At 70.8% G+C, this 21860-nt stretch carries 17 protein-coding genes; 10 read left to right on the plus strand and 7 right to left on the minus strand.

From position 1 onward, the window contains the following. Window positions 1–13: 13 nt before the first annotated feature. Both BM393_RS00825 and BM393_RS00830 read right to left on the minus strand, forming a co-directional pair. A complete protein-coding gene (locus tag BM393_RS00825) occupies window positions 14–298 on the minus strand; it encodes an acyl carrier protein (RefSeq protein ID WP_091720218.1) in 285 nt (94 codons plus the stop codon). Window positions 299–319: 21 nt separating this feature from the next. Next, entirely contained in the window at window positions 320–1210 is an 891-nt protein-coding gene (locus tag BM393_RS00830; RefSeq protein WP_091720222.1) for a carboxylesterase, read from the minus strand. Window positions 1211–1345: 135 nt separating this feature from the next. Between BM393_RS00830 and BM393_RS00835 the strand changes: the two genes are divergently transcribed. The 4 genes from BM393_RS00835 (at window position 1346) to BM393_RS00850 (ending at window position 5811) form a co-directional block, all read left to right on the plus strand. Then, a complete protein-coding gene (locus BM393_RS00835; RefSeq protein ID WP_091720224.1) occupies window positions 1346–2035 on the plus strand; it encodes a response regulator transcription factor in 690 nt (229 codons plus the stop codon). Between the two features lie 8 nt (window positions 2036–2043). After that, the gene (locus BM393_RS00840; RefSeq protein ID WP_091720229.1) at window positions 2044–3435 is read left to right on the plus strand and encodes a sensor histidine kinase; all 1392 of its coding nucleotides are present in this window, start codon (window positions 2044–2046) and stop codon (window positions 3433–3435) included. A gap of 158 nt (window positions 3436–3593) precedes the next feature. Beyond that, on the plus strand, window positions 3594–5300 hold the full coding sequence (locus BM393_RS25545) for an S-layer protein (protein WP_254783159.1): 1707 nt from the start codon (window positions 3594–3596) through the stop codon (window positions 5298–5300). A 115-nt stretch (window positions 5301–5415) separates the two neighbouring features. Beyond that, window positions 5416–5811 (plus strand): DUF488 domain-containing protein, encoded by a 396-nt coding sequence (locus BM393_RS00850; RefSeq protein WP_091720234.1) that lies wholly within the window; start codon window positions 5416–5418, stop codon window positions 5809–5811. A gap of 6 nt (window positions 5812–5817) precedes the next feature. Here BM393_RS00850 and BM393_RS00855 read toward each other — a convergent pair whose 3' ends face one another. Next, the gene (locus BM393_RS00855) at window positions 5818–7209 is read right to left on the minus strand and encodes a reverse transcriptase family protein (protein ID WP_091720238.1); all 1392 of its coding nucleotides are present in this window, start codon (window positions 7207–7209) and stop codon (window positions 5818–5820) included. Window positions 7210–7538: 329 nt separating this feature from the next. Next, window positions 7539–8552 carry a LysR family transcriptional regulator gene (locus tag BM393_RS00860; RefSeq protein ID WP_091720242.1) on the minus strand — a complete coding sequence of 338 codons (1014 nt, stop codon included), beginning with the start codon at window positions 8550–8552 and terminating at the stop codon, window positions 7539–7541. Between the two features lie 268 nt (window positions 8553–8820). Between BM393_RS00860 and BM393_RS00865 the strand changes: the two genes are divergently transcribed. The 5 genes from BM393_RS00865 to BM393_RS00885 all read left to right on the plus strand — a co-directional run bounded on the left by BM393_RS00865 (window position 8821) and on the right by BM393_RS00885 (window position 17231). Further along, complete coding sequence (locus tag BM393_RS00865; RefSeq protein WP_091720246.1) at window positions 8821–9669, plus strand: alpha/beta hydrolase fold domain-containing protein; 849 nt, start codon at window positions 8821–8823, stop codon at window positions 9667–9669. Between the two features lie 89 nt (window positions 9670–9758). Continuing rightward, entirely contained in the window at window positions 9759–10988 is a 1230-nt protein-coding gene (locus tag BM393_RS00870) for an efflux RND transporter periplasmic adaptor subunit (RefSeq protein WP_091720251.1), read from the plus strand. Between the two features lie 115 nt (window positions 10989–11103). Then, window positions 11104–14367, plus strand: a complete 3264-nt coding sequence (locus BM393_RS00875; protein ID WP_091720254.1) for an efflux RND transporter permease subunit — start codon at window positions 11104–11106, stop codon at window positions 14365–14367. Window positions 14368–14472: 105 nt separating this feature from the next. Next, window positions 14473–15888 carry an efflux transporter outer membrane subunit gene (locus BM393_RS00880; protein ID WP_091720257.1) on the plus strand — a complete coding sequence of 472 codons (1416 nt, stop codon included), beginning with the start codon at window positions 14473–14475 and terminating at the stop codon, window positions 15886–15888. A gap of 47 nt (window positions 15889–15935) precedes the next feature. Further along, window positions 15936–17231, plus strand: a complete 1296-nt coding sequence (locus tag BM393_RS00885; protein ID WP_175538138.1) for a hypothetical protein — start codon at window positions 15936–15938, stop codon at window positions 17229–17231. 85 nt (window positions 17232–17316) lie between these two features. On the opposite strand, the gene BM393_RS00890 is transcribed toward BM393_RS00885, so the two are convergent. From BM393_RS00890 to BM393_RS00900, 3 genes are all read right to left on the minus strand, one after another. Further along, the gene (locus BM393_RS00890) at window positions 17317–17550 is read right to left on the minus strand and encodes a hypothetical protein (protein ID WP_091720260.1); all 234 of its coding nucleotides are present in this window, start codon (window positions 17548–17550) and stop codon (window positions 17317–17319) included. 61 nt (window positions 17551–17611) lie between these two features. Beyond that, window positions 17612–18559, minus strand: a complete 948-nt coding sequence (locus BM393_RS00895) for an alpha/beta fold hydrolase (RefSeq protein WP_091720263.1) — start codon at window positions 18557–18559, stop codon at window positions 17612–17614. Further along, window positions 18556–19776 carry a low temperature requirement protein A gene (locus tag BM393_RS00900; protein WP_091720266.1) on the minus strand — a complete coding sequence of 407 codons (1221 nt, stop codon included), beginning with the start codon at window positions 19774–19776 and terminating at the stop codon, window positions 18556–18558. Before BM393_RS00900 ends, BM393_RS00895 begins: the two co-directional genes overlap by 4 nt. Before the next feature lie 167 nt (window positions 19777–19943). Between BM393_RS00900 and BM393_RS00905 the strand changes: the two genes are divergently transcribed. Continuing rightward, window positions 19944–21860 (plus strand): diguanylate cyclase domain-containing protein, encoded by a 1917-nt coding sequence (locus BM393_RS00905; RefSeq protein WP_091720269.1) that lies wholly within the window; start codon window positions 19944–19946, stop codon window positions 21858–21860.

Genomic DNA, 21860 nt, shown 5'->3' on the forward strand with positions numbered 1-21860 from the left:
CGGCTGGCGGCGCTCAGGCCGCGACCGCGGTGGCGGACGCCGCCGGCGTGCCGGCATCGCCGTCGCCCGCCAGCAGCGCATCCACGAGTGCCGCCAGGCCGGCGATCGTCGGCTGCTTCATCGCGGCGTCGTGGTCGATCTCGATGTGGAACTTGTCCTCGACCGCGAACATGAAGTCGACCAGCATCAGCGAGTCCAGCCCCAGTTCGGCGAAGGTGACGTCGTTCTTCAGGTCGTCGGCCGACATGCCCAGGTCGTGGCAGGCCAGCTGGCGGAGTTCTTCAAGCGTGTTGCTCATGGGGGAGGTCCTCGGTCGCGGTCAAAGGGAAAAACGCTCGGCCGGCGCGGCGACGGGCACCTGGCGAAGCAGGAACTGACGGGCGGTCTGCGTGACCGCGCCGCGCTCGTTGTCCAGGGTCAGCATGTGATAGCTGTGGTGGAACCAGTGCACCTCGGGCGTCGTGCCCAGGCGCCGCTGCAGCTCCAGCACCGAGCGCGCGCCGCTGACGTCGTCCTCGCTCGCGTGCAGCACCACGGCGGGCGCGGCGATCTGGTGCAGGTTCCGGCGCACGTGGCGGATCAGCCGCGACGCCTGATGCAGCGAGGCCGCCGGCAGCCGGTCGGCGCCGGCGGCGGAGACATGGCTCGCGTTCATCGCCTGCGCGACCCATTCGCGCAGCCGTTCGTTCTTGATGCCGTAAGGCGGCGTCTCGCGGAAGCTCAGCCACTGGCGCAGTGGCGGCACATAGGCCAGCGGCAGCAGGCGCCGCCAGGGCGAGACATTCCAGCCGTCGAAGTGCAGGCTGGTGGACAGCAGCATCAGCGCCGCCGCGGGCCGCTCGAGCGCCAGCGCCAGCGTCAGCACCGCGCCCATCGATAGGCCGCCCACGGCCACGCGGGCATGCCGGGCGGCCAGCGCGTCGAAATGCGCGGCGGCCATCTCGACCCAGGCCTCGAAGGGCGGGACCGCGCGGCGGCGCGCCGGCGCGGGCGCCCCGGCCACCGGCGGCACCACGCCGTAGCCGTCCAGCGCGGGCGCCTCCACGACGTAGCCGGCATCGCGCAGCGCGCGGGCCAGCGGCATCATCTCCAGCGGGTTCGCGCACAGGCCGTGCAGCAGCAGCACGGCCGGGCGCGGATCCAGCGCGGGCGCCGGCGGCGGCTCTGCGGCCGCGGCGGTCGTGGAGAACGGGGCAACGATGTTCGGCATGGGCGGCAGTCTGTCCAAGCTCGCTGTTGCGGACTTGACGCGAAGCTGTCGGAAAGCTGTCGGCGCCGTTGCCCTCAGGTTTCTGACAGGTCTCGGATTGGCCCCCGCAAGGCTCAAGGCTTATGCTGCCGCTCCATGCGAATCCTCCTGGTCGAAGACGATGAATTCCTGGCGGAATCCACCGCCCGGGCGCTGCGCTCGCAGTCCTGGGTCGTGGACGTCAGCGCCCGTGGCGAGCCGGTGCCGCTGTCGCTGCGCGAGGACCGCTACGACCTGCTGATCCTGGACATCGGCCTGGCCGGCATCGACGGCTTCGAGACGCTGCGACGCGTGCGTTCCCAGGGCAGCACGACCCCGGTGTTGCTGCTGACGGCGCGCGACGCGGTCGAGGACCGCGTGCGCGGCCTGGAGGGCGGCGCCGACGACTACCTGGTCAAGCCTTTCGCCCTGAGCGAGCTGATCGCCCGCGCCCGCGCGCTGGTGCGCCGCAGCCAGGCGCGCACCGGCAACGAGCTGCGGCTGTCGACGCTGCGCATGGACCTGGAGGCGCGCCGCGCCTTCATCGCCGAGGAACCGCTGGCGCTGTCGGCGCGCGAGTGGGACGTGCTGGGCTTCCTGCTGGCGCGTGCCGGCAAGGTGGTGGCCAAGGAGCAGATCGCCTCGGCCAGCAACGGCTGGGAGCAGGGCGTGAGCGACAACGCCATCGAGGTCTGCGTCTCGCGGCTGCGCGCCAAGATCGAGCCGGCCGGGCTGCAGCTGCGCACCGTGCGTGGCCTGGGCTACCTGCTCGAGGAGATGCCCGCCGCGCCGGCGGCGAAGGCCTGACCCGCGGCATGAGCGACACGCCGCGCCACCGCACCTTCAGCCTCAAGCAGCGGCTGCTGATCTGGCTGATGGCGCCGGTGCTGGTGGCGGTGCCGGCCGCCGGCCTGGTGCTCTACGACGTGATGCACGACACGGCCATCTCCTGGCTGGACCAGGCGCTGGGCGACACCGCGCTGGCCGTGGCCAGCCTGCTGCGCGAGCGCGACGGCACCGTGTTCGTCGACGTCTCCGGCGCGACCGACCGCGCGCTGCGCTTCGACCGCACCGACCGGATCTATTACCTCGTCCTCGACCCGGCCGGCGAGGTGCTGCTCGGCGACGCGCAACTGGCGCGGCTCCAGCTGCCACGGCGCAAGCCCAACGAATGGTTCTTCACGCTGGCGACGCTGGACGGCGAGTCGCTGCGCGCCGCGGCACTGGGCGCCACTTGCGGCCGCTCGGTCTGCCAGATCTTGGTCGCCGAGACCCTCAACAAGCGCGATGCGCTGCAGCGGCAGCTGGCGGTCGTCGTGGTGCTGCTGATCGGCGGCATGGCGATCCTGCTGGCCGGCGCGGGCTGGTGGGCGACCTATCGCGGCCTGCGGCCGCTGGCGCGGTTGAGCTCAGAGCTGGAGCAGCGCGACCTGGCGCGCCTGGAGCCGCTGCAGCCGGACGTGCCGGGCGAGCTGCGGCCGCTGATCGCGGCCTTCAACCGGCTGTTCGAGCGGCTGCGGCGGGCGTCGTCGGCGCAGCAGGACTTCCTGGCCAACGCGGCCCACCAGCTCCGCACGCCGCTGACCTCGCTGCGCACCGAGATCGATCTGGCCTTGCTGGAGCCGCACGACCCGCAGATGGAGCCGGTGCTCAAGCGCCTGCAGGGCTCGGTGGACCGCAGCGCGCGGCTGGCGACGCAGATGCTCTCGATCGCGCGCGCCGAGGCCGAACCCGGCGGCCGCGAGCAGCCGCTGGACCTGCGCGACATCGCGGCCCAGGTGGCCGAGGACTGGGTGCCGCGCGCGCTGCAGTCGGGCGCGGACATCGAGTTCGAGCTGGACAGCGCGCCGGCGCTGGGCCAGGGTTTCCTGCTGCGCGAGCTGCTGGCGAATGTGCTGCACAACGCGCTGAACTACGCCGGACCGGCGCCGCGCATCACGGTGCGCACCGGCTGTGACGGGGAGTGGTCGCGGATGGAGGTCGAGGACAACGGTCCCGGCATCCCGCCGCAGGAGCGCGAGCGCGCGCTGCGCCGCTTCGAGCGCGGCAGCGAGTCCAAGGGCACCGGCAGCGGCCTGGGCCTGGCCATCGCGCTGGACATCGCGCAGCGGCACCGCGGCCGGCTGGAGCTGCTGGACGCCGGCACGGGCACCGGGCTGCGGGTGCGGCTGAGCGTGCCGAGGGCGGGCGCCGACGGGGCGAACTGAACGCGCGCCGGGCGCAAGGCGCCCGATCACGGTGGGCAATCGCAACGGAGGTGCAACGAAGGCATCTCCGGGGCGTCGTTCATGGGGTCGTCATCGCGCGTGGACAGACTCGCGGGCTTCCTCCCTCCTGTGCCCCGCCTTTGGGCGGCCTCCTCCTCGTGAACACTGTCCGCACCGACTCCACCGAACCCGTCGACGCCATCGTCTCCAACGTCACGACCAACACCGACGTCACGGCGAACGCCACCGCCAACGCTGACCGCAGCCGCCTCGCCGCGGCGGGCGCCATGGCCGGCCTGCTGTCCCTCGCCTTGGCCGCCTGCGGCGGCAGCGGCAACGGCAGCGGCGGTCCCGAGCCAGAAGCCGGCGCCTGGACCACCGGCGACCTGCACGTGCACACCGTCCAGTCCGACGATTCGCGCACGACGCAGACGCTGGACTTCGTGCTCGGCAAGGCCTTCACCACCCACGGGCTGGACTGGATGGCGGTCACCAACCACCTGCGTTCGTCCAAGTACGACAACGACGCGAAGCTGCTGCCGGCGCCGGTGGCCTTCGCCTATGGCATGGCCGCCTACGAGATGCCCCGCGTCAAGGCGCTGCAGGCAGCCGGCAGCTACACCGGCAAGCTGATCTTCTCCGGCTTCGAGTGGGACACGCCCACCCATGACCACATCGGCATCGGCATCTTCGAAGGCGACCCGACGCTCGCCACCTCCGCCAGCGCGATGAAGGAGTTCCAGTACGTCTTCACCAACGGCGACGAGTCGCTGTTCCAGGCGGACGACCTGGCCCGCTGGAAGGCCAAGTACAGCCAGCGCGCCAACGCCACGGCCGCCGACGCGCTCAAGGGCATCGCCTGGCTGAAGGACAACTACCCGGACACCAGCTACGCGGTCATCAACCATCCGTCGCGCAATCCCGGCAAGTACACGATCGCCGACTTCCGGCAGATGAATGACCTCGCGCCGAAGATCGTCTTCGCGATCGAGGGCATGGTGGGCAACCAGATGGAGCCCAACCGCGGCGGCTACACCTCGGCCTACATCGACGCCAACAAGCCCAACCGCACCTACGGCGGCACCGACTACGTCGTCGCCCAGCTCGGCGGCGTGTGGGACGCGCTGCTGGGGGAAGGGCGTCGCATCTGGAACGTCGCGAACTCCGACTCGCACTTCGAGATCGATGCCGCCGGCAACAGCAGCGGCTACTACCCCGGCGAGTACGCGAAGAACTACGTGTGGCAGCCCAAGGGCAGCACCGGCGTCGCCGGCCTGCTGGGCAGCCTGCGCGCGGGCCGCGGCTTCGGCGTGTTCGGCGACCTGATCAACGCGCTGGACTTCCGCGCCTCGGCCGGCGGCGGCCAGGCGACCATGGGTCAGGAGCTGGTCGCCAGCGCGGGGCAGACGGTGACCGTCACCCTGCGCTTCAAGAGCCCGGCGGTGAACAACTATCAGCGGCCGGTCAACAGCGGCAACCTCGGCAACATGGTGCCCAAGGTGCATCACGTCGACCTGATCGTCGGCGACGTCGGCCCCAAGGCAGTGCCCGGCACGCCGGCCTACGACGTGGCGACGAATCCGTCGACGCGGGTGCTCAAGCGTTTCACCAGCGCCGACTGGACCCTGGGCGCGGACGGCTACTACAGCGTCACGACGACGCTGCCGGCGAGCCGGAGCCAGTACCTGCGCCTGCGCGGCACCAACCTGGCCGAGGACGTGCCCGGCCTGAGCGCCGGTGGCGAGCCGCTCGCCGACCAGCCGGTGAACACGGCCGACAACGCGACGCGCCATGACCAGATCAACGACCGCAACTACGGCAGCCTGTGGTTCTACTCGAACCCGATCTTCGTCACCGTGAAGTGAGGCGCGCGACGCGGGCTCGCGCTGGGCGCGCGTCGCTGGCGAGCCGCCAGTCGTCCGGGCGGCACAATCGCGGCTCGGAGCTGGCCGGTTCCCAGTCCTGCGCACCTGCATCGCCATGTCCATCCGCATCGTCCAACTCGGCGTCACGCCGCGCCTGCCCGACGAGGGCGCCCGCCTCGGCACCGTGCGTCGCCCGCCGCGCGGCATCCGCAAGGAGGACTACGCCCGCCTGGGCTACTACGACAGCTGGCTGCCGCTGCTGGCGCCCAGCGCCGAGCTGATGGCGCAGGGCAAGGCGGCTGAGGACGACCGGCAATGGGCCGCCTTCGCCAAGGCCTACCGCAAGGAGATGGGCGAGTCCGCGCCGTCGCAGCTGCTGGATGCGCTGGCGGCGCTGTCGCACTCGGCCAACCTGTCGGTGGGCTGCTACTGCGACGACCCGAAGCGCTGCCACCGCAGCCTGCTCACGCAGCTGCTGGAGGAGCGCGGGGCCGCGCTGCGCGCCGACTGAGCCCGGTCAGCGATCCGCGTTGAACTGGATTGCCGCAAGCATGCGCGTCAGCTTCTCGACGCGCGACGCCGCCAGGAACTGCCGCGCCCAGGCGAGCCGGCCCAGCAGCGGCGCGCGCAAGGCCGGATCCACCGGGACGGATCGCGACCGCAGGCCGAGCTGGTGCAGTTCCGCCTTGAGGCGGTCGTAGCGCTCGCGCGCGAGATTCGGCCGCGTGTTGACGACGACGCCGGTGACGGACTGGCGCCCGCCCGCCGGCATCGCGCGCGTCTTGTCGCGCCGCAGGCGGAAGCCCTCGTCCTCGACGATGGCCGTGACCCAGGCGCGCAGCGCGCGTTGATCGCGGCGCAGCGAGGCGGGCCCCGAGAACACCAGGTCATCCGCGTAGCGCGTGTAGCGCGCACCGAAGCGCCGCGCCAATCCGTCCAGTCGCAGGTCCATCGGGAACGCGCACAGGTTGGCCAGCACCGGCGAGGTGGGCGCGCCCTGCGGCAGGTGGAAGGACGCGAGGCGCCGGGCGCCGTCGGCATCGATCGAGTCGTCCTCGCGCAGTCGCTCGCGCAGCGGCGCGGGCGTGCGGGTCAGGCACAGAAGCACGAGGCGCTCCACCACCGCGTCCGGCAGGCCCAGCGTGCGCAGCGTCGCGCGGACCCGCGCCCGGCCGATGCTCGGGAAGAAGTCGCGCAGGTCGAAGCGGATCACGAAGTCCTGGCCCGCGTGGCCGGCCGCGTGCGTCGCGACGTTGCGGCCGCGCACGAAGCCGTGCGCCGCCTCGTGGCAGGGCAACTGCTGCAGGAAGTCGTCGAGCAGGCGGCGCTGCAGGGTCTTGAGCCGCGGCATCGGGGCCTCGATGAGGCGCAGCCCGCCGCGGCGCTTGGGCACGAGCAGGCCACGGTAATGGGGCGTCGGATGCGCATGCGGTTGGCGTGGCGTCGCGGTGCGCTCGCGGTACTGGCGCGCGGGACCGGCGAAGTGATCCAGCTCGTCGAGCGTGAGGCCGAGCCAGGCCGCGAGATCCGCCTCGGTCGACCAGTCCGGCCGCACCAGCGATGCCAGCGCCAGCGGAGGCGGCCGCAGGCGAGACGGTCGCAGCAGCAGGCGGCGCACCGTCGGCCGTGGGCGCTCCGGATCGAAGCCGGCGTGGAATGCCTCGAGCGCTTGCAGCGCGTCGGCGAGGCTCGCCACCGAGTGGGCCAGCCACACGGGCCCCGCCCAGCGCGCCAGCTCGGCGCACAAGGGCGTGAGCCAAGGGCGCGCTTCGGCGCCAAGGCATTGCTCCGCGCGCGCCTGCAGCGCATGGGCCTCGCGGCCGCGTGGCGCGTCGTCGTCCGTCTGCAGCGCCCGCGCGAGCGCCAGCGCGATCCAGCGGGGATAGGTCAGCGGCGCGGCAAGGCTCATTGGCGTGGAGGCTCTCCAGGATCAGCGACGCGACCGGGGAAAAGGGCTCGGTCCGCGGCGGACGGCAAGGGGTGACCTCCAGCGACCGCCAACTCACCGGTCCCGCCGATTCAGGTCCGCGCGGCAGCGCGGCGCCGAATCCGCGCCGGATGTCTGACTGTGGAGAGCGCCGCGAGGATGCCCCGCGGCCGGAGGCGCGAACGCTTCCGAAAGGCTTGGCGGCGCCGGAGGTCGGCGGCGATTATGGGTGCGGGCCGCGAGTGCGCTCAAGCCGGCGTTCAGGCCGCGTGAGGACGTTCCCGAGCACGCGCGCCCTCACCGCGCGAGCATCACGCCGCGCTCAGCACTGCCTGCTTCGCCGCATTCGCCTCCAGCGGGATGTAGGCCTGATCGGACTCGGCGCGCTTGGCCTCGCAGCTGGCCACCAGCTGCTTCTGCCATTGCGAGTGGCGGTCGAAGAGCTCCGCGATCCAGTCGACGAAGACCCGCAGCTTGGTGCTCAGGTGCCGGTTCGGCGGGTACACCACGTACAGCGGCAGCGGGTCCGATTCCCAGTCGCACAGGAAGGGCACGAGCTCGCCAGCGTCGATGTGCGGCTTGATCATGAAGTAGGGCGCCTGGATCACGCCCAGCCCGGTCAGGCCCGCCGTCATGTACGCGTTGCCGTCGTTGACCGAGACCTTGTAGTGGCCGTAGATCTCGTAGCGCTGGCCGTTCTTGCTGTAGTCGAACGGGAAGCGCTTGCCGGTGCGCGTCGAGAAATAGCTCACCACGTGATGCTGGTCGGACTCCAGGTCCAGCGGATGCTGCGGCATGCCGTGGCGCTGGATGTAGGCGGGCGAGGCGCAGCAGCCGTAGCCCCAGTCGCCGATGCGCCGCGCCACCAGCGACTGGTCGGTGATCTCGCCGCCGCGCACGACGCAGTCGACGTTGTCGCCGATCAGGTCCACCGGCCGGTCCGATACGCCCAGGTCGATCTGGATGTCCGGATGTCTTGCATAAAACTCCGGAAGTGCAGGAATCAGCAGCAGCCGCGCCACGCTCGACGCGACGTCCACGCGGATCCGCCCCTTCGGCGCCGCGCGCGCGTGCGACACGGAGCCCTCCAGCTCCTCGATGTCCGATAGCAGCCGCGTGACCCGCTCGTAATAGGCGGCGCCATCGGGCGTGACGCTGACGCGCCGCGTGGTGCGGTTCAGCAGCTTGACCTTGAGGTGCTCCTCGAGCGACTGGATCAGCCGCGTCACCGCGGTCTTGGGCAGGTCCAGCGATTCCGCCGCCCGCGTGAAGGTACCCGCTTCCACGACGCGCGCGAAAGCCTGCATGGCATTGAGCTTGTCCATCCTGAACCCCTGATGTCGGCGCGAGGCCGCGACTGCTGATGTGCTTCTGAGCTGCTGTTGATCGGCTGCCCATCGGCTGCCGATCGGCTGCTGATCGGCGCGTCTTCGTGCGCGCGCGAGGTCGCCATCCTGCCCGATCGATTGTTTCGTCGATGAAACGCTGATTCGCGCCGGGCCCTGTTTATCGGACGGCGTCCGATCTCTAAATTTCGCTGCATTGCAACATGAACCGGCCTGCCCCCACGCGGAGCAGGCCTTTGCTCCTGCCATGGATGCGCTGCCGCTGACCTCCTGCCAAGACGACCTCCTGCCCGCCGGCGACGGCGTGGTGCCGGTGCGCGTCTACAAGGGTGCCGCGCGCCGCAAGGACGCGCCGGTCGTCATGCACCTGCACGGCGGCGCCTTCACCTGCGGCGACCTGGACAGCGGCGAACTGGTGTCGCGCCTGCTGGCCGACGCGGGCGCGGTGGTGGTGGACGTCGACTATCCGACCGGCGCCGACCACGTCTTCCCGGCCGCGCTGAAGATGCTGGACGCGTTGCTGGCCGGCCTGCACAAGGCGCGCACGCGGCTGTCCGGCAAGGGCGCGCCGCTGGTGGTCGCCGGCGAGGAGGCCGGCGGCAACCTCGCCGCGGCCCTGGCGCTGATGGCGCGCGACCAAGGCCACCGCAAACTCGCCGGCCAGATCCTGATCGGGCCGATGCTCAATCCCTGCATGGCGACGGCCTCGCTGCGCCAGGCCGAGGCCGGCTACGGCGAGTGCCGCTGGATGCACGGCTGGCGCGCCTACCTCGGCGAGGGCGAGGACGGCGACCATCCCTATGCCGCGCCGGCCAACACCAGCCGCCTCGCCGGCCTGGTGCCGGCGCTGGTCGTCAGCGCCGAGGACGACCCGATGCGCGACGAGGCCCTGGCCTACGCCCGCGCGATGAAGCGCGCCGGCGTCGACGTCCAGCAGGCGCTGATCGCCGGCCCGAGCGGCTGGCCCTGCAGCCTGATGAAGCGGCCCTCGCTGGCCGCGCCGCCGCAGCCCTGGGCGAGCGCGCTGCGCCAGAAGCTCGCCGATTTCCTGACCCTGATTCCTCCCGCCGGCCCGCGCCGGCCGCAACCCGCCTGACCGGCCCATCGAGCCTTCCCCTGACCGATCCACCGATTTCCCAGCCGTCCCGAACTCCCAACGTCTACCCCCGTCCACGGAGCACCACCATGAACAAGAAGATCTTTGCCACCTCGCTCACCGCCGTCGCCGCGGTCGTCGGGGCTCTCGTCGTCGGCCTGCACAGCCAGCAGGCGGTCGCCAATCAACCGTCGGGCGCGCCGCAGGCGATCCCCGTGTCCGTCGCCACCGTCGCCAGCCAGGACGTCGCGGCCTGGGACGAGTTCTCCGGCCGCCTCGAGGCCGTCGAGCGCGTCGACGTCCGCGCCCGGGTGTCGGGCGCGGTGCAGTCGGTGCACTTCCGGGAAGGGGCGCTGGTCAAGGCCGGCGATCTGCTGATCACCATCGACCCCGCGCCCTACCAGGCCGAGGTCGACCGCGCCGAGGCGCAGGTGCTGGCCGCGCAGGCCCGCGTCAGCTACACGAAGAGCGAGCTGGAGCGCTCCACCCGCCTGTGGAGCGAGCGCGCCATCGCGCAGCGCGAGCTCGACGAGCGCAGCAACGCCGCCAACGAGGCCAACGCCAACCTTCGCGCGGCGCAGGCGGCGCTGCAATCGGCCAAGCTGAACCTGGGCTACACGCAGGTCCGCGCGCCGGTGGCCGGCCGCGTCGGCAAGCTGGAAGTCACGCAGGGCAACCTGGTGGCCGCCGGCCCCGGCGCGCCGGTGCTGACGACGCTGGTCTCGGTCAGCCCGATCTACGCCAGCTTCGACGCCGACGAGCGCACCGTCGCCCGCGCGCTGGGCGAGCTGCACGGCAGCGCCAAGGGCGGGACGGGCGGAGCGGGCGCGACGGGCGACCTGTCCAGCATCCCGGTGCAGATCGGCACCGCCGCCACCGCCGACACGCCCTTCAACGGCCGGCTGCAGCTGATCGACAACCAGGTCGATGCCCGCAGCGGCACGGTGCGGGTGCGCGCGGTGCTGGACAACAAGGACGGCGCGCTGATCCCGGGCCAGTTCGCCCGCATCCGCCTGGGCCAGGCCAAGTCGCGTCCGGCGGTGCTCGTCAACGAGCGCGCCGTCGGCACCGACCAGAGCAAGCGCTTCGTGATGGTGGTCGGCGCGGACAACACGCTGAGCTACCGCGAGGTGCAGCTCGGCGCCAATGTCGATGGGCTGCGCATCGTCACCACCGGGCTGAAGCCCAACGAGCGCGTGGTCGTCAACGGCCTGCAGCGGGTGCGTCCCGGCGCTCTGGTGGCGCCCACCCTGGTCCCGATGAACGCCAAGGCGGAACTCCAGGCCAAGGACGGCGCGGCGAAGGCCGACAAATCCTGACGGCACGCCGCGGACCGGATCGCCTCCGGTCCGCCGTCGTGGCCGTCAGCGGGTCGGGAGCGCCTCGGCGCTGCCCGGCACCGCCTTCCATTCCCAGTCGATCTGAAAGACTGACATGAATCTCTCCAAATTCTTCATCGACCGCCCGATCTTCGCGGGCGTGCTGTCGGTGCTGATCTTCGTCGCGGGCCTGCTCGCGGTGCGGGTGCTGCCGATCTCGGAATACCCCGAGGTCGTGCCGCCCCAAGTGGTGGTCCGCGCGCAGTACCCCGGCGCCAACCCCAAGGTCATCGCCGAAGCCGTGGCCACGCCGCTCGAGGAATCGATCAACGGCGTCGAAGGCATGCTCTACATGGGCAGCCAGGCCACCACCGACGGCCTCATGACGCTGACCGTGACCTTCAAGCTGGGCACCGACCCGGACAAGGCGCAGCAGCTGGTGCAGAACCGCGTCTCGCAAGCCGAGCCGCGCCTGCCCGAGGAGGTCCGCCGGCTCGGTCTGACCACGGTCAAGAGCAGTCCCGACCTGACCATGGTCGTGCACCTGCTGTCGCCCAACGACCGCTACGACATGACCTACCTGCGCAACTACGCGGTGCTCAACGTCAAGGACCGCCTGGCGCGGATCCAGGGCGTGGGCCAGGTGCAGCTATTCGGTTCGGGCGACTACTCGATGCGCATCTGGCTGGACCCGCAGAAGGTCGCCGAGCATGGCCTGTCGGCCAGCGACGTGGTCCAGGCGATCCGTGAGCAGAACGTGCAGGCCGCGGCCGGCGTGGTCGGCGCGTCGCCCGGCCTGCAGGGCATCGACCTGCAGCTGCCGATCAACGCGCAGGGCCGCCTGAACAGCGAGCAGGAATTCGGCGACATCATCGTCAAGTCCGGCGCGGGCGGCCAGGTGACGCGGCTGCGCGACCTGGGCCGCATCGAGCTGGGCGCGTCGGAATACGCGCTGCGCTCGCTGCTGGACAACAAGTCCGCGGTGGCGATCCCGATCTTCCAGGCGCCAGGCTCCAACGCGATCGAGATCTCCAACAACGTGCGCGCCACGATGGCGGAGCTGAAGAAGGCGATGCCCGAAGGCGTCGACTACTCGATCGTCTACGACCCGACGCAGTTCGTGCGGGCGTCCATCGAATCGGTGATCCACACGCTGCTGGAAGCGGTGGCGCTGGTCGTGCTGGTCGTGATCCTGTTCCTGCAGACCTGGCGCGCGTCGATCATCCCGCTGCTGGCCGTGCCGGTGTCCATCATCGGCACCTTCGCGGTGATGCACCTCTTCGGTTTCTCGATCAACGCGCTGTCGCTGTTCGGCCTGGTGCTGGCGATCGGCATCGTGGTGGACGACGCGATCGTGGTCGTCGAGAACGTGGAGCGCAACATCGAGGCCGGCCTCAGTCCGCGTGAAGCCACCTACCGCGCGATGCGCGAGGTCTCCGGGCCCATCATCGCGATCGCGCTGGTGCTGGTGGCCGTGTTCGTGCCGCTGGCCTTCATCACCGGCCTGACGGGCCAGTTCTACAAGCAGTTCGCGCTGACGATCGCGATGTCGACGGTGATCTCGGCGGTCAACTCGCTGACGCTGTCGCCCGCGCTGGCCGCGATGCTGCTCAAGGGCCATGACGAGCCCAAGGACTGGCTGACCCGCGCGATGGACAAGGTGCTGGGCCGCTTCTTCGGCGGCTTCAACAAGCTGTTCAACCGCGGTGCCAAGGCCTACAGCGGCGGCGTGACCAAGGCGATCTCGCGCAAGGTGATCATGCTGGTGGTCTACGGCGGCCTGCTGGGCCTGACCGTGGGCTTGTTCAAGGCGGTGCCCAGCGGCTTCGTGCCGGCGCAGGACAAGCAGTACCTGATCGGCTTCGCGACGCTGCCCGACGGCGCCACGCTGGACCGCACCGAGGACGTGATCCGCCGCATGAGCGAGATCGCGATGAAGACGCCGGGCGTGGAGCACGCCATCTCCTTCCCGGGCCTGTCGATCAACGGCTTCACCAACAGCTCCAACTCGGGCATCGTGTTCGCGTCGCTCAAGTCCTTCGACCAGCGCACCGGCAAGGGCCTGTCCGCGGGCGAGATCGCGGGCAACATGAACGCGCAGTTCGCGCAGATCCAGGACGCCTTCGTCGTGATGTTCCCGCCCCCGCCGGTGCAGGGCCTGGGCACGACCGGCGGCTTCAAGCTGCAGCTCGAGGACAAGGGCGGCCTGGGCTACGAGGCGCTCGACCAGGCGGTCAAGGCCTTCATGGCCAAGGCCCAGCAGGCGCCCGAGCTGGCCGGCATGTTCACCAGCTACCAGGTCAACGTGCCGCAGCTGTATGCCGACCTGGACCGCACCAAGGCGCGCCAGCTGGGCGTGGCGGTGACGGACGTGTTCGACACGATGCAGATCTACCTGGGCTCGCTCTACGTCAACGACTTCAACAAGTTCGGCCGCACCTACACCGTGCGGGTGCAGGCGGACGCCGCCTACCGCGCGCGCGCCGAGGACGTGGGCCTGCTGAAGGTGCGTTCGGCCTCGGGCGAGATGGTGCCGCTGTCGGCGTTGATGAAAGTCCAGCCGAGCTTCGGCCCGGAACGCGCGATGCGCTACAACGGCTTTCTCTCCGCCGACATCAACGGCGGCCCGGCCCCCGGTTACTCGACCGGCCAGGCGCAGGACGCGATCGCGCGCATCGCCGCCGAGACGCTGCCCCCGGGCATCAGCTACGAGTGGACCGAGCTGACCTACCAGGAGATCCTGGCCGGCAACTCCGCGGTGTGGGTGTTCCCGCTCGCGATCCTGCTGGTGTTCCTGGTGCTGGCGGCGCAGTACGAGAGCCTGTCCCTGCCGGTGGCGATCATCCTGATCGTGCCCATGGGCCTGATGGCGGCGATGACCGGCGTCTGGCTGAGCCATGGAGACAACAACGTCTTCACGCAGATCGGCTTGATCGTGCTGGTGGGCTTGTCGGCGAAGAACGCGATCCTGATCGTGGAGTTCGCCCGGGAGCTCGAATTCGCCGGCAGGACGCCGTTGCAGGCGGCGATCGAGGCGAGCCGGTTGCGGCTGCGTCCGATCCTGATGACCTCGATGGCGTTCGTGATGGGCGTGCTGCCGCTGGTGCTGGCCTCCGGCGCCGGTGCGGAGATGCGCAACGCGATGGGCGTGGCGGTGTTCGCCGGGATGATCGGCGTGACGGCCTTCGGCCTGTTCCTGACGCCGGTGTTCTACGTGGTGGTGCGCCGCCTGACCGGCAACAAGCCGCTCAAGCAGCATGGCGAGGTGCCGCATGACGTCGAGGCCTTCGTCCAGCCCGAGCAGGGCGCGGGCCACGACTTCGGCCCGGGCGGCAACGCCCGTCCGCACCCGGCCGCGCCGCGCCACGAGCACGAGTGATCCCGCAATCTTGATCCCCGGACTGCCGGCGTCCCGCCACCGCGCGGGCGCCGGGGCCGGCGGAGCGCTTCCCGCCGCTTGCGGGGGCGCCAAGGAGTCGATGCCATGAAAACGAAACTGATGATGACGACGCTGCTGGCCGCGCTGGTGCTGGCCGGCTGCGCGACGCCGCCGCCGATCGACGAGTCGCGCCTGCCGGCCACGCCGGCGGCCTTCAAGTCGACCGCCCCCGCGACGGTGGGCGAGGCGCGCTGGGCGGTGGTCCCGCCGGCCGATGCCGAGCCGCGCGGCGACTGGTGGCTGGCCTTCGGCGATGCCACGCTGAACGACCTGATCCGCCGCTCGCTGGTCGGCAACACCGACCTGCAAGGCGCCGCGGCCCGGCTGGCGCAGGCCCGCGCGCTGCTGCGCAGCGCCAACGCCGACCGCCTGCCGCAGGTCGGCGCCAGCGCCGGCGCGGCGCGCGGCACCGTGGCGGGGCAGGGCCCGGCCGCGGCGACGGTCTGGAACGCCGGCCTGGCCGCGAGCTGGGAGGTCGACATTTCCGGCCGCCTGTCGCAGGCCAGCCGCGCGGCCTCGCTGGATGCGCAATCGCGCGAGGCGCTGTTGCAGTCGACCCGGCTGATGGTGCAGGCCGACGTGGCGCAGACCTACCTGGCGCTGCGCTTCGCCGACCAGGAGCGTCGCCTGGTGCGAGACACGGTGGCGGCCTACCGCGAGACGCTGGCGTTGACGCAGCGCCGCTACCAGGCGGGCGACGTGGCCGAGCTGGACCTGGCACGGGTGCAGACCGAGGTGGCCGCGACCGAGGCCGAGGCGATCAGCCTGGACCGCCGCCGGGCCGAGCTGGAGAACGCCTTGTCGGTGCTGCTGGGCGAGCCGGCCTCGGGCTTCAAGGTGGCCGAGGACACGGCGCTGGCGGCCCTGCCGGCGATCCCGTCGGGCCTGCCGAGCGCGATGCTGGCGCGTCGTCCGGACGTGGCCGCGGCGCAGCGCGGCCTGCTGGCGGCGCAGGCGCGGGTGGGCGTGGCGCAGGCCGCGTGGTTCCCGAGCCTGACGCTGACGGCCAACGGCGGTTATGCCTCGCCGGAGCTGAGCGATGTGTTCCGGTGGTCGGCGCGGGCGTGGTCGGTCGACGCGCTGCTGTCGCTGCCGATCTTCGACGGTGGCCGGCGCAAGGCGGGCGTCGAATCGGCGACGGCCGGGCTGGACCTGGCGATGTCGAGCTACCGCCAGCAGTTGCTGCAGGCGCTGCGCGAGGTCGAGGACTCGCTGGTGGGTCTGCAGACCTTGTCGCAGCAGGCGGATGTGCAAGGGCAGGCGGTGCAGTCGTCGGCGCGCGCGACGGCGCTGTCGGACTCGCGCTACCGCAACGGGCTGGTCAGCCAGCTGGACCTGCTGGACGCGCGCCGCAGCGAGCTGCGCAACCGCCGCGCGGCGCTGCAGGTGCAGGCCGCGCAGTACCAGGCGACGGTGGGCCTGGTCCGTGCACTGGGCGGCGGCTGGAACGCTCCGGCCTGAAACCCGCGGCCGGGCAAGACCCGGCCCCCTTCATTCGCGACCGGCTCATGACCGGTGCCCCTTTGGGCGTGCAGGGATGCATGCCCTTTTTTCATGATTCCAGTCAGCGCCACGGCATGTTGCCGTGGGTGTCGCTGGTTTCTCCGCCAATGGAGGTGATGGCTCGCCCGTCGCGTCACGGAGATCATCTGCCGCATCGAACCCCCAAGCGACCAGGCTCCGACATGGCGACGCAAGACCTCCCCGCACCAACGGCACCCACCACGTCCTTCCGAGAGGAGGTCCCCGATGATCCCTTCGACCGGGAGATGGCGAGCCATCTTGCCGACGGCGTCTTCCCCAGCTACGAAGGACTGCCCGAGGACTACAAGCAGTGGCGGTTCGAGAACACGAAGAGCATCCTGCGGGCCATCTACACGGCGGATCCGACGGCGTGGACGTCACTGAAGAAGAATCAGAAGAAGATCATCGTGCTGCTCCTCGACAAGCTGGCCGTCTCCAACGAGAACGACGCCATCTTCGAGGTGCTGAACAGCGTGCTCGAGCTGGACGATGCCACGACGAAGCGGCTCGCCATGCAGCTCAAGAGCGTGTCCTTGCAAAGCGTCGTCTCCGCGATCGAGATCCTCCGCCGCAGGCACGAGGTGGCCGAGAAGCTGAGGGCGCTGATGAACGACCACTACCTCGACACGCTTGAGACACCGGACCTGCAGGGCATCATCGAAGCCAACACCTGGCTGTTCGGCAGTGCCTACGAGACCCTCGGGGCCGAGGAGGATACGTTCACCAAGATCGCCAAGTCGCTCCGCGATGCGGTGAAGGGCATCGACGACGTCGACGTGAGCGACCTGGATGAGAGCGAGTCAGCGTTCATCGACGGCGCGAACAAGCAGGCGGACTTGTTCCTTGCTCGCAAGGTGCCGCATTACGACTCGATGGGCCGGAGGATCTATCGCTGCATCGTGGTGGAAATCAAGCGCCCAAGCGTCGCCCTCAACTACCGGCACCTCCAGCAACTCGACGGTTATGCACAGCTGATCAAGAAGCATGCGGAGTTCGGCAGTGAGGCCATGCACTTCGAGCTGATCCTGATCGGGCGGAAGATCTCGGAGGCGGATACAGAGATCCGCAGCCGGATGCAGGGCCAGTTGCAAAAGGGCCTGACGGGGTTGGTCAGCGACGACAACCGCATGAAGCGCTTCGTCCTGAATTGGTACACCGTGCTCGACAACTTCCTGCTGAACAACCTGGCGATGATCGAGGCGCTCGAGCTGAAGCGCGAGTCCTATGCCCACGCGTCGAGGCCGGAACTCATCGCCGACATGCAGGCGCTGGCCACCTAGCCGCTGGCCATGCTTGGCTGATCGATCCGTGGACCCGCCAATCCATCAGCCGATTCGCCAATCAGCCGATCAACCGATCTACCGATCAGCAATGCCCGCCCGCTTTCGCCCGCAACCGCCGCCAGCCGTTGCGCATCAGCCAGGTCCCGACGCCCGCGAGCAGCAGCACGATCACCAGCGCGCCTGTCGCGTCGCTCGGCGCGCCCGCGCCTTCCGCGGCGCCGATCAAGGGGCTCAGCGCATTCACGCCCGCCACCACCGCCGCGATCCACAGCACCGCGCCGCCCGCCAACTGCCCAAGGGCGACCAGCTTGTTCATGCCTTCACTCCGGATGTCGTCAAAGGACGCAGCGTAACGGTCGCGGCGCCGCTTCCTTCGGTCAAAGCCCCGCCCGAAGGAACGGCATCACCGCCGCCAGCAGCGCGTCGGGCGCCTCCTCGGGGATGTAGTGACCGCAGGGCAGGGCCTCGCCGTCGACCTCCGAGGCCACACGCCGCCATTCCGCCAGCGGATCGAAGCACTTGGCCACCACGCCCTGCGCGCCCCAGTAGACGCGCAGCGGCATTGCCAGCTTGACGCCCGCATCGCGGTCCGCCCGGTCGTGTTCGAGGTCGATGCCCGCCGCTGCGCGGTAGTCCTCGCACATGCCGTGCGCGGTGCCGGGCAGCGCCAGCGCCCGCTGGTACTCCACGAATGCGCGTGGGTCGAAGGCCGCCTGGCCCGCATGCCGGCGTCCCATCGTGTCCCGTGCATAGGCGGCAGGGTCGGCCTCGATCAGCCGCTCCGGCATCGGCGCCGGCTGGATCAGGAAGAACCAGTGCCAATACGCGCGCGCGAAGGTCTCGGTGGTCTGCTCGTACATCGCCAGCGTCGGCGCGATGTCCAGCAGCGCCAGCCGCTCGACCACCGCCGGATGGTCCGCCGCCATGCGGTGCGCCACCCGCGCGCCGCGGTCGTGCGCCAGCACGCGGAAGCGCCCATGCCCCAGCGCGGCCATCACCGCGACCAGGTCCAGCGCCATGCGCCGCTTGCTGTAGTTCGCGTGGTCCGACGCGCCGGCGGGCTTGGACGAATCGCCATAACCGCGCAGGTCCGGCATCACGACGCTGAACTGCGCCGCCAGCGCCGGCAACACGCGGTGCCAGATCGCCAGCGTCTGCGGATGGCCGTGGATCAGCAGCAGCGGCGGCCCCTCGCCGCAGACGCGCGCATGGATGCGCACGCCGGGCTCGACCTCGACGGACAGGCGCCGCGCGGCCGGCGGGAACAGGGCATCGGCCGGATGCGGCTCGGCGATGAACTTCGCGGTGAAGGAAGGAGCGCTCATGGGCCGATGCTAGGGTCGCTGTCCTCGGTCGCGCTGTCGGGCACGAGACACTGCGCCCGCGAGCGCCGCTCCCAGGCCGCCAGCGCCACCAGCACGGCGCAGGCGAAGGCGCTGGTCGCCACCGGCGGCCAGGCCTGCACGAACGGACCCGCCGCCGCCAGCACCAGCACCGCCACGCCGTGCGACCACGGCCAGTGCCCGACCACCGCGCGCTTGAACAGCCCGACGCCGACGGCATACAGCCCCACGCCGCCGAGCAGGCACAGCGCCGTCTTCAGGTCGGTGTGGCCGTCGGGATGGGCGAGCACGAACTCGTCCGCCGCCGCGTTGACGATGATTCCGGCCACGATGGGAAGGTGGATGTAGGTGTAGGCCAGCCGCGCCAGCCGCCCCGGATCGTCGCTGTGGGTGATGCGGCCGGTGGCGAAGTCGTTGGTGGTGTCGAAGTAGAGCCACCACAGCGCCAGGCTGCCGGCGAAGGAGACCAGGAAGGCCAGCAGGCTCATCGGCGTCAGCGGCGCCGCGGCGAAGGTCGCGCCGGTGACCAGCAGCGATTCGCCCAGCGCGATGATCACGAACAGCGCGCAGCGCTCGGCCAGGTGGCCGCCGGAGACATTCCAGTCCGCCGTCGTCGACCGGCCCAGCCCCGGCACGAAGAACCCGGCCGACGGGCCGATCACCTCGATGCCCAGGGCCACGACCCACAGCGGCACCCGCAGGTCCTCATGCAGCGCGCCGGCGATCCACAGCGCCGCCGACACCGACAGCCATGCGCCGATGCGCTGGAAGTTGCGTACCAGGGCCAGGTCGGCGCCGCGCGCCGCCCAGAGGAAGAACAGCGTGCGGCCGACCTGCAGGGCGGTGAAGGACAGCGCGAACATCAGCGCGCGCTCGCCGAAGGCCTCGGGCAGCGACACCGACATCAGCAGCCCGGCCAGCATCATCGCGAACAGGCACAGCCGCACCGGCAGCCGCTCCGGGTCCAGCCAGTTCGTCACCCAGGAGGTGAAGATCCACACCCACCAGACCGCCAGCATCAGGAAACCGGTCTGCGCCGCGCCGCGCAGCGTGACGCCGTCGTGGGCGAAATGCCCGATCAGCGTGTGCGACAGCTGCGTGACGGCGAAGACGAAGACGAGGTCGAAGAACAGCTCGACGAAGCTGACCTTGGCATGGCCGTGCGGGTCGGGACGGCGCAGGAGGGGAATCCGGGACATCCCCGGACTGTCGCACGCGGCCATGAGCCCTCCACCGGGGCCGATGCCAGCTTGACGCAGATCGCACGGCCGCACCCATAATCGCCCGCACTCCTCTCTACCGCCGGCACCCGCCGGACCCGTCCCGCCGATCCGCCTTCAAGAGACCGACCCGCCCGAGACGTCGCATGCGTTCCTCCGCCGAGCCGATCCACCGCACCAGCCTCGGTCGCGGCGTGGGGCTCCTGATGGTGGCCCTGGTGGCCATGGGCGTGATCGTGGCGCTGCTGGCCTGGCGGGCGCGGGCGACGCTGGACGACCTGCGCCGCGCCGACCGCATCAACAACGTGCTGCCGTCGATGACCACGCTGATGGAGGACCTGCTCAATGCGGAAACCGGCCAGCGCGGCTACCTGCTGACCCAGCGCGCCAGCTACCTGCAGCCCTACCGCGACGCCGTGCGCAACCTCGACCGCCGCGTCGAGGAGCTCGGCGCCCGCGACCAGGACCCCGCCCACGCGCCGAAGCTGGCGCGTGTGCGCGAGCTGGTGAACCTCAAGCTCGGCGAGATGAACCAGACGATCCGGCTGCACGATTCGGGCCGGCAGGACGAGGCGCTGGAACTGGTGCTCAACGACCAGGGCCTGCACCACATGGACGAGCTGCGCGACGTGCTGGGCGAGCTGACCTCGTCGCTGCGCGCCGAGCGCGCCGCGATCAGCGAGCGGCTGTCGCGCGAGGCCGGCCACACCGAGCTGCTGATGCTGGCCGGGCTGGCGATGCTGGGACTGTTCACCGTGATGGCGACCTCCCAGGTCGTCCTGCGCTCGCGCGAGCTGATGCGGACGCAGAAGCGCCTCAAGGGCATCACCGACAACGTGCCCGCGCTGATCAGCCATTACGACGCCGACGGCCTGCTGCGCTTCGCCAATGCCGAGGTCGGCCGCGTCTTCCACGCCGATCCCGCCGCGCTGCGGGGCCGCACGCTCGAGCAGGTGCGCGGGACCGAGAACGCGGCGCAGATGCGCCCCTTCGTCGAGCGCGTGATGCGCGGCGAGGCGGTGTCCTTCGACGCCGAGCAGGTGATCGACGGCGAGACGCTGCACTTCCACCAGCGCTTCGTGCCGGAGCTGGTCGACGGCCGCGTCGAGGGCTTCTACGCCTGCTCGATGGACATCACCGAGCGCAAGCGCGCCGAGGCGCTGGTCGCCGCGAGCGAGCGTCGCATGAAGGCCGTCACCGACAACCTGCCGGTGTTCATCACCTACATCGACGCCGAGCGCCGGATGCGCTACGTCAACGAGACCCTGCGCACCTGGTTCGGCCTGGACCCGCAGGCGGCGATCGGCCTGCACATCGACGACGTGTTCGGGCAGGCCAGCACCCGTCAGCGCAGCGCGCAGCTGGACCTGGCGCTGAGCGGCGAGCGGGTCGAATTCGAGATCACCTCGGTGATGCTGGGCAAGCAGCGGCACCTGCGCACCGTGTACGTGCCCGACGTGGTCGCGGACGGTCGCGTGCAGGGCATCTTCACCCTGTCCGTCGACATCACCGTCATGAAGCAGGCCGAGGCGCAGCTGGCGCGGCTGGCCAGCTCGGACGCGCTCACCGGGCTGCCCAACCGGCGCGAGTTCGACCAGGCGCTGGCCGCGGCGCTGGCGCGGCAGCGTCGGCTCGCGCGCGAGGGCCGCGTGATGGCATTGCTGTTCCTGGACATCGACCGCTTCAAGGCCATCAACGACACGCACGGTCACGGCGTGGGCGATGTCGTGCTGCGCGAGTTCGCGGCGGTGCTGCGTCGCGCGGTGCGCGGCAGCGACCACGTGGCCCGCATCGCGGGCGACGAGTTCGTCGCGGTGCTGGAGGGCCTGAACCGGCCCGAGGAGGCGGAGCAGGTCGCCGCCAAGATCGTCGACGCGGTGCGCGCGGCGCGGCCGGCCGAGGTGGCGATCACGACCAGCATCGGCATCGCCACCGTCGCCGACGTCGAGGCGCCGGCGATGGACCTGATCGCCCTGGCCGACCGCGCGCTGTACCAGGCCAAGCACCAGGGGCGCGACGGCTGGACCGCGCTGCGATGGCCGGCACAGGACCAGCGGCGATGA

This window comes from Mitsuaria sp. PDC51, from assembly GCF_900113225.1.
Classification (GTDB): domain Bacteria; phylum Pseudomonadota; class Gammaproteobacteria; order Burkholderiales; family Burkholderiaceae_C; genus Roseateles.

Excerpts from the sequence above, each read along its gene's own strand:
- BM393_RS00900 (WP_091720266.1), bottom strand. The coding sequence starts at position 19,776 with ATGTCCCGGATTCCCCTCCTGCGCCGTCCCGACCCGCACGGCCATGCC.
- BM393_RS00825 (WP_091720218.1), bottom strand. The coding sequence starts at position 298 with ATGAGCAACACGCTTGAAGAACTCCGCCAGCTGGCCTGCCACGACCTG.
- BM393_RS00865 (WP_091720246.1), top strand. The coding sequence starts at position 8,821 with ATGGATGCGCTGCCGCTGACCTCCTGCCAAGACGACCTCCTGCCCGCC.
- BM393_RS00875 (WP_091720254.1), top strand. The coding sequence starts at position 11,104 with ATGAATCTCTCCAAATTCTTCATCGACCGCCCGATCTTCGCGGGCGTG.
- BM393_RS00895 (WP_091720263.1), bottom strand. The coding sequence starts at position 18,559 with ATGAGCGCTCCTTCCTTCACCGCGAAGTTCATCGCCGAGCCGCATCCG.
- BM393_RS00855 (WP_091720238.1), bottom strand. The coding sequence starts at position 7,209 with ATGAGCCTTGCCGCGCCGCTGACCTATCCCCGCTGGATCGCGCTGGCG.
- BM393_RS00840 (WP_091720229.1), top strand. The coding sequence starts at position 2,044 with ATGAGCGACACGCCGCGCCACCGCACCTTCAGCCTCAAGCAGCGGCTG.
- BM393_RS00905 (WP_091720269.1), top strand. The coding sequence starts at position 19,944 with ATGCGTTCCTCCGCCGAGCCGATCCACCGCACCAGCCTCGGTCGCGGC.
- BM393_RS00830 (WP_091720222.1), bottom strand. The coding sequence starts at position 1,210 with ATGCCGAACATCGTTGCCCCGTTCTCCACGACCGCCGCGGCCGCAGAG.
- BM393_RS00880 (WP_091720257.1), top strand. The coding sequence starts at position 14,473 with ATGAAAACGAAACTGATGATGACGACGCTGCTGGCCGCGCTGGTGCTG.
- BM393_RS00860 (WP_091720242.1), bottom strand. The coding sequence starts at position 8,552 with ATGGACAAGCTCAATGCCATGCAGGCTTTCGCGCGCGTCGTGGAAGCG.
- BM393_RS00885 (WP_175538138.1), top strand. The coding sequence starts at position 15,936 with ATGACCGGTGCCCCTTTGGGCGTGCAGGGATGCATGCCCTTTTTTCAT.
- BM393_RS00835 (WP_091720224.1), top strand. The coding sequence starts at position 1,346 with ATGCGAATCCTCCTGGTCGAAGACGATGAATTCCTGGCGGAATCCACC.
- BM393_RS00850 (WP_091720234.1), top strand. The coding sequence starts at position 5,416 with ATGTCCATCCGCATCGTCCAACTCGGCGTCACGCCGCGCCTGCCCGAC.
- BM393_RS00890 (WP_091720260.1), bottom strand. The coding sequence starts at position 17,550 with ATGAACAAGCTGGTCGCCCTTGGGCAGTTGGCGGGCGGCGCGGTGCTG.
- BM393_RS00870 (WP_091720251.1), top strand. The coding sequence starts at position 9,759 with ATGAACAAGAAGATCTTTGCCACCTCGCTCACCGCCGTCGCCGCGGTC.